Source organism: Chromatiales bacterium (assembly GCA_020445605.1).
Classification (GTDB): domain Bacteria; phylum Pseudomonadota; class Gammaproteobacteria; order JAGRGH01; family JAGRGH01; genus JAGRGH01.
The window spans coordinates 134,447-144,149 of the sequence record JAGRGH010000003.1 but is presented as its reverse complement, the minus strand read 5'-3'; the positions used below and the strand labels follow the sequence as shown (position 1 = coordinate 144,149).

General features: G+C 65.1%; 14 protein-coding genes. 12 read left to right on the top strand and 2 right to left on the bottom strand.

Features of this window, described 5'->3' with window-relative positions:
• From KDG50_00880 to KDG50_00840, 9 genes are all read left to right on the top strand, one after another.
• Positions 1-1,394 (top strand): SAM-dependent DNA methyltransferase (locus KDG50_00880; GenBank protein MCB1863958.1); only part of this gene is annotated, 1,394 nt, incomplete at its 5' end.
• A gap of 14 nt (positions 1,395-1,408) precedes the next feature.
• On the top strand, positions 1,409-2,395 hold the full coding sequence (locus KDG50_00875; protein ID MCB1863957.1) for a restriction endonuclease: 987 nt from the start codon (positions 1,409-1,411) through the stop codon (positions 2,393-2,395).
• A 115-nt stretch (positions 2,396-2,510) separates the two neighbouring features.
• Complete coding sequence (locus tag KDG50_00870; GenBank protein MCB1863956.1) at positions 2,511-3,044, top strand: hypothetical protein; 534 nt, start codon at positions 2,511-2,513, stop codon at positions 3,042-3,044.
• Positions 3,041-3,766, top strand: coding sequence for a hypothetical protein (locus tag KDG50_00865; GenBank protein MCB1863955.1), 726 nt, complete (start codon positions 3,041-3,043; stop codon positions 3,764-3,766). The genes KDG50_00870 and KDG50_00865 overlap by 4 nt, the downstream gene beginning before the upstream one ends.
• Before the next feature lie 70 nt (positions 3,767-3,836).
• The gene (locus KDG50_00860; protein ID MCB1863954.1) at positions 3,837-4,259 is read left to right on the top strand and encodes an HIT domain-containing protein; all 423 of its coding nucleotides are present in this window, start codon (positions 3,837-3,839) and stop codon (positions 4,257-4,259) included.
• A gap of 162 nt (positions 4,260-4,421) precedes the next feature.
• Positions 4,422-4,775, top strand: coding sequence for a DMT family protein (locus tag KDG50_00855; protein MCB1863953.1), 354 nt, complete (start codon positions 4,422-4,424; stop codon positions 4,773-4,775).
• A 31-nt stretch (positions 4,776-4,806) separates the two neighbouring features.
• A complete protein-coding gene (locus KDG50_00850; GenBank protein MCB1863952.1) occupies positions 4,807-5,430 on the top strand; it encodes a DUF938 domain-containing protein in 624 nt (207 codons plus the stop codon).
• A complete protein-coding gene (locus tag KDG50_00845; protein MCB1863951.1) occupies positions 5,430-5,645 on the top strand; it encodes a hypothetical protein in 216 nt (71 codons plus the stop codon). The genes KDG50_00850 and KDG50_00845 overlap by 1 nt, the downstream gene beginning before the upstream one ends.
• 64 nt (positions 5,646-5,709) lie before the next feature.
• Positions 5,710-6,090 carry a hypothetical protein gene (locus KDG50_00840; protein MCB1863950.1) on the top strand — a complete coding sequence of 127 codons (381 nt, stop codon included), beginning with the start codon at positions 5,710-5,712 and terminating at the stop codon, positions 6,088-6,090.
• A 60-nt stretch (positions 6,091-6,150) separates the two neighbouring features.
• Here KDG50_00840 and KDG50_00835 read toward each other — a convergent pair whose 3' ends face one another.
• Positions 6,151-6,987 carry an ion transporter gene (locus tag KDG50_00835; GenBank protein MCB1863949.1) on the bottom strand — a complete coding sequence of 279 codons (837 nt, stop codon included), beginning with the start codon at positions 6,985-6,987 and terminating at the stop codon, positions 6,151-6,153.
• A 297-nt stretch (positions 6,988-7,284) separates the two neighbouring features.
• Here KDG50_00835 and KDG50_00830 point away from each other — a divergent pair, with 297 nt between their 5' ends.
• Both KDG50_00830 and KDG50_00825 read left to right on the top strand, forming a co-directional pair.
• A complete protein-coding gene (locus KDG50_00830) occupies positions 7,285-8,028 on the top strand; it encodes an AhpC/TSA family protein (protein MCB1863948.1) in 744 nt (247 codons plus the stop codon).
• 36 nt (positions 8,029-8,064) lie between these two features.
• Positions 8,065-8,817 carry an oxidoreductase gene (locus KDG50_00825; GenBank protein MCB1863947.1) on the top strand — a complete coding sequence of 251 codons (753 nt, stop codon included), beginning with the start codon at positions 8,065-8,067 and terminating at the stop codon, positions 8,815-8,817.
• Here KDG50_00825 and KDG50_00820 read toward each other — a convergent pair.
• Positions 8,792-9,286: a DUF4442 domain-containing protein gene (locus tag KDG50_00820; GenBank protein ID MCB1863946.1), complete on the bottom strand. Its 495-nt coding sequence runs from the start codon at positions 9,284-9,286 to the stop codon at positions 8,792-8,794. The two genes, KDG50_00825 and KDG50_00820, sit on opposite strands and share 26 nt — an antisense overlap.
• A gap of 84 nt (positions 9,287-9,370) precedes the next feature.
• On the opposite strand from KDG50_00820, the gene KDG50_00815 reads away from it, so the two are divergent.
• A complete protein-coding gene (locus tag KDG50_00815; protein ID MCB1863945.1) occupies positions 9,371-9,694 on the top strand; it encodes a ferredoxin family protein in 324 nt (107 codons plus the stop codon).
• Positions 9,695-9,703 lie beyond the last annotated feature (9 nt).

The following is a 9,703-nucleotide window of genomic DNA, read 5'->3' as shown; positions in this document are numbered from 1 at the left end:
TCCTCAAGATGGCCGACGAGCGCACCAAGGCGCCGTACAACCAGAAGAGCCCAGTGCCGGAGCAGTACAGCTGGCCGAGCCTCATCAAGAAAGACGGCGACGAGCTGTTTGATCACTACCGCCACACCCTTGAGGCGCTGGGCAATCAGAAGGGCCTGCTCGGGCTGATCTTCAACAAGTCGCAGAACAAGTTCCAGGACCCGGCCAAGTTGCGGCGGCTGGTGGTCGATCTCATCGACAAGGAACAGTGGGTGTCGATGAGTGCCGATGTGAAGGGCGATGCCTACGAAGGCCTGCTGGAGAAGAACGCACAGGACACCAAGTCCGGCGCCGGCCAGTACTTCACCCCGCGCCCGCTGATCCAGGCGATTGTGGATGTCATGGCCCCGAAGCCCGGCGAGACCGTGAGCGACCCGGCCTGCGGCACCGGCGGCTTTCTGCTCGCTGCGCACGACTATGTGGTGAAGCACAACCCCAACCTGACCAAGCCGCAAAAGACCAAGCTCAAGGAGGAAACCTTCAAGGGCTGGGAGCTGGTGCAGGCCACCGCCAGGCTGTGCGCCATGAACATGCTGCTGCACGGCATCGGCAGCCAGGACTTCGAGCCCATTGTGGTGAACGACTCGCTGGCCGCCGACCCCGGCGACCGCTTCGACCTGGTGCTCACCAACCCGCCCTTCGGCAAGAAGAGCAGCACGACAATTGTTGGGGAAGAGGGCAAAGTCAGCAAAGAGCGCGACATCGTCGAGCGCGGCGACTTCTGGACCACCACCTCGAACAAGCAGCTCAACTTCGTCCAGCACGTCAAAACCCTGCTCAAGCAGAACGGCCGCGCCGCCGTGGTCGTGCCCGACAACGTGCTGTTCGAAGGCGGCGCCGGCGAAACCATCCGCCGCAAGCTCCTGCACGAGTGCGACGTCCACACCCTGCTGCGCCTGCCCACGGGTCTCTTCTACGCCCAGGGCGTGAAGGCGAATGTGTTGTTCTTCGACAAAAAGCCCGCGAGCGAAACCCCGTGGACCAAGAAGCTCTGGATCTATGATCTCCGCACCAACATGCACTTCACGCTCAAGACCAACCCCTTGCAGCGCGAAGACCTGGATGAATTCGCGAAGTGCTACAACCCGGAGAACCGCCACACCCGCAAGGAAACCTGGTCGGAGAAAACCCCGGACGGCCGCTGGCGTGCCTACAGCTACGACGAACTGATCAACCGCGACAAGGCCAGCCTGGATATTTTCTGGCTGAAGGATGAATCGCTATCCAATTCCGACAACCTGCCCGCGCCCGACGTCATCGCGCAGGAGATAGTCGACGATCTCGAAGCGGCGCTGGCCCAGTTCCGCGAGATTGCAGTGGACCTGTCGGAACCCAACTCAACGGAGACCTTGTGATGACCGCCAAGACGATGTGGATGGTGCGCTCGCCCGGCGGGCAACTCGCTGACGACTTGATCGAACATCGGGTCGTCGCGCTGGGTTGGGAGGGCATCGGCGACCTGAACACCTATCCCAAAAAGGCAGCGATCGCATCCAGCCTGCGCAAGCAATACACGGACTCACCGGATGGCGCGATTCGCTCGTCATCCAGCCAGTTGTTCCGTTTCCGGCACGAGCTGAAGCCGGACGACCGGGTCATCACCTACGACACCAGCAAACGCATCTATCACGTTGGAACCATCAGCGGCGAATATCAGTATCGACAGGGACTGTTCGACGGGCTCGACCAGACCTGGCCGGTGCACTGGGACGGCGCCGTTGCTCGCGACGATCTCACCCTGGCGGCAAAGAATCGGCTCGGCTCTACGCTGACACTCTTCAAGGTGCCGGAATTCGTTGCTCGCGAAATCGAGCAGTTGCTGACCGGCGCGCCAGTTCGCGTGACGACTCCACCCGACGAAGAGGAAGCGGAGGACTCGGAGGAGTCGCTGCTCGAACGCTATCGCGAGGAAGCTTTCGAGATCATCAAGGATCGGGTGAACCGCCTAGGATGGGACGAAATGGAAAAACTCGTTGCCGCTTTGCTGCGAGCAATGGGCTACAAGACCAGAATCACACCGGTAGGCCCGGACCGCGGTGTGGATGTAATGGCGTCGCCCGACGGTTTCGGGTTTGAGTCGCCGCGAATCGTTGTCGAGGTCAAGCACCGCAGCGGTGCGATTGGCGCGCAGCAAGTGCGCAGCTTTCTTGGCGGCCGACATCCGGACGACAAGGGGCTATACGTCAGCACCGGGGGATTCACCAAGGACGCCCGCTATGAAGCGGACCGGGCCAGCATTCCGCTGACCCTGCTGGACCTCGGCGGACTGGTCGAAGCGCTTCTCCTTCACTATGAGGAACTGGACATCGAAGGCCGGAACCTCCTGCCGCTGAAGAAGCTTTACTGGCCGGTATGAACACGCATCCAGCCTGAGCGACCCCTTTACCGCTGGCACGATTCGGCCATTGAAACCCGGCCGACCAACTGCTATTTTCGCATTTCGCGAATAGCGAAAATGACTGGTCGATCGCGTGCGCAAGCTCTCCAACAAACAGCCCGCCCTGAAGCCGCAGGACTTCTACCTTCTGCTGGTGCTGCTCGCCTCGCGCGAGCGGGTGATGACCTATCCCGAACTGGCTGCGGTCGCCGGGCTATCCATCTCGGAAGTGCACGGCGCCCTCAAGCGCGCCGAGCAGGCGCGGCTGCTCGCGTTTTCAGACCGGAAGCCCGCGATCATCATCCCCGCGTTCCGCGAGTTTCTGCTGCACGGCGCGCGTTACGCGTTTCCGGCGCTACGCGGCGGGATGGTCGGCGGTGTGCCCACGGCCCATGCGGCGGCGCCGCTCATCACCGTGATCGCCCCGTCGGCTGATCCCCCGCCCGTATGGCCCAGCGCCGACGGCAGTGTGCGCGGAATTGCGCTGACGCCGCTCTATCCAAGCGTGCCGGCCGCAGCCCTACGAAGCGCGGCGCTTTATGAATGCCTGGCGCTGTTCGATGCAATCCGGATCGGGAATGCCCGCGAGCGAAAACTCGCAGGCGAGCTTTTTGAACAACGTCTGTGAGCGCCAGCGACCCGAACGTGCGAATGGTCGAGGCAGTGGCGGATGCCCTGGGAGGGTTGTGTGCGGAACTGGTGTTTGTAGGCGGCTGTGCGACCGGGCTGCTGTATACATCGGCCACGGCCCCAGCGCCGCGCATCACCTACGATGTCGACCTGATTGCGGAGGTCACCGCGCTGGCGGGCTACTACGCGCTGGAACGTCGCATCGCAGCCCAGGGTTTCCGTCGCGACACGTCCACCGATGCGCCAATCTGCCGTTGGAGGCTGGAGGACTTAATCGTAGATCTGATGCCGACGGACGAGAAAATTTTCGGATTCTCAAACCACTGGTATCCGCACGCAATATCCAGTGCCGAACCGCTGAAACTTCCCGGCGGGCAAACCATTCGCCTGATCTCGGCACCGACTTTTGTCGCCACAAAGCTGGAGGCTTTCGCCACCCGTGGACGCGGCGACCTGATGGTCAGTCACGACCTCGAAGACATTCTGAATGTCATCGACGGACGCGAGGAAATCGTCGACGAGGTCGCGCGGGCCGATGCGAAGCTCCGGGACTTTCTCGTCAGTCGGTTCGCTGGAATTGTAGGCGACAAGAATTTCGGCAACACGCTACCGGGGCTGCTGGCCTACGACGAGATTCATGCCGAGCGCGTTGCGCGGGTTCGACAACGCATGATGGAAATCGCGGGGCTTGGCGCCGGGGAATCAGACGGATCATCGTAAGCCCACAGCCAAGAACAACCCAGCGCCACACCAAACATCCGCACTCGAAACTCACGGGCCAATTTCCAGCATGTTCACCCTGCACCCCCAACTCGCGAACGACACGTTCACGCTCGGACGGTTCGAGCTGTCGCTGTTGCTGCTGATGAACGACAGTCACTATCCGTGGTGCATCCTCGTGCCGCAGCGCGGGGATGTAAGCGAGATCTATCAGCTCGATCAGGACGATCAGCGGCAGTTGCTGCGCGAGTCATCGGTACTGGGCGAGGCGATGATGCGCGCGTTCCGTGGCGACAAGCTGAACATTGCCGCGCTCGGCAACGTCGTGCCGCAGCTGCATGTGCATCACGTCGTGCGCTTTCGTCACGACGCGGCGTGGCCGGCGCCGGTCTGGGGCAAGGTGCCCACACGGCTGTACACGAACGAGGCCCACGCGCAGACGGTGTCGCGACTTCGCGAGGCGCTGGCCTCGGCCATTCACTGGTCGGAATAGTCAGGCTGAACGAAACTCTCGGTAACACTGGCGCGCGAACCGCAACGGGTTGAAAATCCGCTCGCCGGCAATGGCGTTGCGCCCATCGCCGGCCCACCCGCCGGGTACGGCCGGGCGCGCGCCGACGCTTCGCGGCGCAGTTCCCCCTCGCAGGTATCGCCTGTGCATCCAGTTGCCATCTCCATCGGCCTGCTCATCCTGAGCAACGTGTTCATGACCTTCGCCTGGTACGCGCATCTGAAGGAACTCGGTCACAAGCCGTGGCTTTTCGCCGCGCTCGTGAGCTGGGGCATCGCGCTGTTCGAATACCTCTTGCAGGTGCCGGCCAACCGCATCGGCCATACGGCGCTGAGCGTCGGGCATCTCAAGATCATGCAGGAGATCATCACGCTTTCGGTGTTCGTGCCGTTCGCGGTCTGGTATCTGAAGGAGCCGCTGAAGCTCGACTACCTGTGGGCCGGTCTGTGTTTGTGCGGCGCGGCGTTCTTCATGTTCCGCGACCGCCTCACGGGGTGAACCCGCCTGCCGGTGCGGCGATAATCCGCGCGTGGAGAAACCCTACGCCGAGTCCTGCGACCAGAATCGCGACCCCATCCTCGCGGTGATCGCGCCACTGCTGGCGGACCGCCGTGCCGTGCTCGAGATCGGCAGCGGCACGGGCCAGCACGCGGCGTATTTCGCGGCACGCCTGCCGCACCTCGTCTGGCACGCGAGCGATCGCGCCGAGGCGCATCTGGGCATTTCCATCTGGCTGGAGGAGGCCCGGCTCGCGAACACGCGCGGGCCGCTGGAACTCGATGTGCAGCAGGCGCAGTGGCCGGCCGTGGAAGTCGATGCCGTGTTCTCGGCGAACACCGCGCACATCATGAGCGCCGAGGCGGTCGCCGCGATGTTCGCTGGCGTCGGTCGGCTGCTGCCGCCGGGCGGGAAGTTTCTGCTCTACGGGCCGTTTCGCTATCACGGCCGGCATACCAGCGACAGCAATGCGCGCTTCGACGAATGGCTGCGCCGGCGCGACCCACTGAGCGGCGTGCGCGACTTCGACGATCTCGATGCGCTCGCCGAGGCCGCCGGGCTGGAACTGCAACACGACTACGCGATGCCGGTGAACAACCGGATCCTGTACTGGCGCAGGCGTCACACGCATACGCCCGCTGGCGAGGCTCCGTGATGCGCTACCGCGAGGGCGTCGAACCCGGCACGACGGCGGCCGCGCAGTCGACCTACGACAACCTGCTGTTTGCCGCGGTGCTGGGGCTCGCGATCGGCATCGTGCTGACGGTAGCCGGCGTGCGCGGCCGGCAGTGGTGGCTCGTGATCTGGAGCGGCGGGCTCGTGCTCGCGAGCGTCGGCTATCTGGGCTCGATCGCGCTCGGGTTCTGGTAGCGGGCCGCCAATCCGGGTGCGATTGCCTACAATCGGGTAACCCCTCACGAACCGGAGCGGCCCGATGAGCGAAACCCTGCACTGCTGGCAATGCGGCGCCGAGGTCACCGGAGAACCCCTGCCGCTGTCGCGCCGCGCCGAGTGCCCGGCCTGTCGCGCGGAACTGCACACCTGCCGGCAGTGCGTGTTCTACAGCACCCACATCGCCGGCCAGTGCCGGGAAACCCGCGCCGAGGAAGTGAACAACAAGTCCTGCTCGAACTTCTGCGACTGGTTTCAGCTACAGCCGCAACCGGCCGCCGGTCCCGGCGCGCCGGCCGATGCGCGGGCAAAGCTGGACGCACTGTTCGGCGGCGGTTCCGAAACAGCGGCCAAGGGCCCGACCCAGGCCGAGAAGGACGCCTCGCACGCTGCGCTGGACGACCTGTTCGGCACCAGGGACTGACGCCGCGGGCCTGCGGCCGGCCCACCGGCAGGCGATCGGGACCTTCTTCGCCGCGACCGGCTAGTCCCGCCGCTGGCGTTCGACCAGCAGCCGGCGCAGGTCCGCCAGTTCCTCGCGCAGGGAGCGGATGTCGGCCTCGAGCTGCGTGCCCTCGGCATGCACGCTCTGCTCGATGGCAGCCTGCTCGCGGGCGCTGACCTTCTCCTGCATGGTCTGCATCGTGTTGACGATGATCGCGATGAACAGGTTCAGCACGGTGAACGTCGCGATCAGGATGAACGGCACGAAGAACAGCCACGCATACGGGTGACTCTCCATCACCGGTCGGGCGATGCCCATCGACCAGCTCTCGAGCGTCATGACCTGAAACAGGGTGTACATCGAGCGGCCGATGTCACCGAACCAGTCCGGATGCGTGCCGCCGAACAGGCCGGTCGCCATCACGGCAAACACATAGAAAACCAGCACCATGAGCCCCGCGATCGCGCCCACGCCCGGGATGGCATGCAACAACGACTGCACGACAAAGCGCAATTGCGGAACGACCGACACCAGCCGCAACACACGCAACACCCGTAACGCACGCAGCACCGCGAACGCACCGCTCGCCGGCACCAGGGCGATGCCCACGACGACGAAGTCGAACACGTTCCACGGATCGCGGAAATAGCGCCCACCCAGCGCGAACAGCTTCAGGCCGATCTCGACGACAAAGATCGTCAGGGCAATGTGATCGAGCACATAGAGCAGATCGCCCCAGCGCGCCATCAGGGTGGACGAGGTCTCCATACCAAGCGTGATCGCGTTCAGGACGATCACGCCCATGATGAACAGCTGCACGGGGCGGGATTCGACCCAGTTGCGCACGCGCTGGCGAACGGCGGTGGTTGCGGTCATTGGAAGGCCGATGGATCGCGATGGACTGCGGCGATTATGGGGCCGCAGTCCGACGGTTCAATGACCGCCGTTTCGGCCAGCCCGCCCGGCCCCGGGGCACACCCTCGCGGTCCACTACGCCACGGATTGGGTTTTCCCGACATCCTGCTAGACTTCAGGAACAGCCGCTCATTGACCGCCCCGCCGCTGAAACCGAACGGGTGTGGAACGAACGGCTGTCGGCGTCGCAGGCAGCGTGCGCCCGGAGAACCCAAAAACGGCGAGCGCCGGCCGATCCCCCGAAAATCGGAGACAACAATGAACCACCGCTTCCTGCTCCTGACCGCCGCGCTTGCAGCCATCTCGCCCTGTCTCGCGCAGGCCGCGACGAGTTATGCCGAACAGCTCGAGGCACAGCAAACGGCGCTCGAAGTGGCCGGCCAGCCGCCGGTCAGCAAGGAAGACCAGGTGGTGATGGACCGGGCGCGCGACGAACTGGCCCGGCTCATGCCGAGCCCGGGTCTGCGGGTCGGGGAGATCGCCCCGGATTTCACGCTCCCCAACAGCCGTCTGGCGTTTGTGCGGCTCTACGACCTGCTGCGCAAGGGGCCGGTGATCCTGACCTTCTATCGCGGCGCCTGGTGCCCGTACTGCAACCTGCAGCTGAAGGTGCTCAACGAAAGCCTGCCGGAGTTCGAGAAGTACGGCGCATCCCTGGTCGCCGTCACACCGCAGACGCCGGACCAGTCCATCGAGCAGTTCGCGCGAGCGGGCTACCCGTTCGAGGTCTTGAGTGACCTGTCTTCGATTGTCATGCAGCAGTATCGCCTGCACTACATCGTGCCGCCGGAGCTGCGCGAGCTGTACCTGCGCAGCTTCCAGCTGGACCTCGCCAGCTACAACGGTCCCGATCGCTACGAACTGCCGGTCCCCGGCACATTTGTCATCGACCAGGCCGGCAGGGTGCGCGCGGCGTTTGCCGACGTGGACTACCGCAGACGTGCGGAACCCGTGGACATCATCGCCGCACTCGAAATCATCAAGATCACCAGCGCAAGGTAGTTCGCGCGCACACCCCGCCAGCCCGGTCCTGCGCTGATGGCGTTGCTCTGGGCTCAGGCCACGGCCGAAGGGCGCATCGAGGTGCGCTCGGCCGGGCGCACGCGCCGGCTGTATCAGGACGGCGTTTGCCACACCCAGTACCACCCCGGACGCGCCGCGACCGGCAGCGTGTGGGACCTCATGTGGCTGCCCGCACTGCTGTTGCCCGCCGACGCCCGGCGCGCACTGATGCTCGGCGTCGGCGGCGGGGCGGTCATGCGAATGTGGCTGCGCCACACGGCGCTGGACGAAATCGTCGGCATCGAACGCAGTGCCGTGCATCTGGAACTGGCGCGACGGTTTTTCGATCTGGACGATCCGCGCGTCACGCTGCATCGCGCGGATGCCTTGGCGTGGCTCGCGCGCGCACCGGCCGAACCGGCATTCGATCTGATCGTCGACGACCTGTTCGGCGCCCGCGACCGCACCCCGGAACGCACGATCTTCTTCGACCGGCCGTGGTTCGAACGGCTCTGCGCGCACCTGACGCCGCACGGCCTGCTGGTCGTGAACTTCGACACTGCCGCGGCACTGCGCGGCGCGCGACAGCGGCTCGGTCCGGCGCTGACGAAACGCTTCGGCGCCGTGCTGAGCCTGACGCATCCGGTGTGTGAAAACCGCGTCGCGGTGTTCGGGCCGGCGACGCTCACCGCGACGGCCATGCGCGAAGCGGTTGCGGCCCGCCCCGAACTCGCGGCCGCCGCGGCAACCGGCGAACTGCGTTTTAACCTGCGGTCGTTGCAGCCGTAGGCGCCGGAGCCACCCGCCAGCGTGCGGTGGCACGCGCCACCACGTTGCCGTCGCGGTCCCGCGCCTCGCCGAGGATGTCCGCGTCATGCTCGCCCGGGGCCATCGGTTCGCAGCGCGACTCGGCGACCAGCGTGCCGCGCGCCTTCTTCAGGTATTCGATTCTCAGCGCGATCAGGATTGCGCGATGCCCGGCCGGCAGCGCCGTGTTCAGGGCCAGCCCGGTGGCGAGTTCGAGCAGGTTCGCGAGCGCGACGGCGTGCACGCTGTGCAGGTGATTGCGCACGCGCTTGCGGTCGCGCAGCTCGGCCCGCACGTGACCGGGTTCCAGGCTCAGGATGCGCGCACCGATGCTGCCGGTGTAGGGCACGGCGCGCCCGAGCAGGCGCGAGAACAGCCACGCGCCACCGGGCCGCGACGCCAGGCGTCGCCACAGGTCGAGCAGTCTTTCGCCGAGCGGCCGGGTCGTCACGAAACCAGTATAGGCCGCGATGCGTGGCCACTCGTGACGGATCGGCGGCTATAATCGCGCCTCTTTCGGACGGTGCCCTTCGCCATGACCTACGTAGTGATCGACAACTGTGTGCGCTGCAAATACACCGACTGCGTCGAGGTATGCCCGGTCGACTGTTTCTACGAGGGGCCGAATTTTCTGGTGATCCACCCGGACGAGTGCATCGACTGCGCGCTGTGCGTGCCGGAGTGCCCGGCCGAGGCGATCGTGCCCGAGGACGAGGTGCCCGCCGGCCAGGAGGCCTACATCCAGCTCAATGCGGAACTCGCCGAGATCTGGCCGAACATCACCGAGCAGAAGGACGCACTGCCCGACGCCGCCGAGTGGGACGGCGTGGCGGACAAGCTCCAGTACCTTGAGAAATAGCCGCGCGTA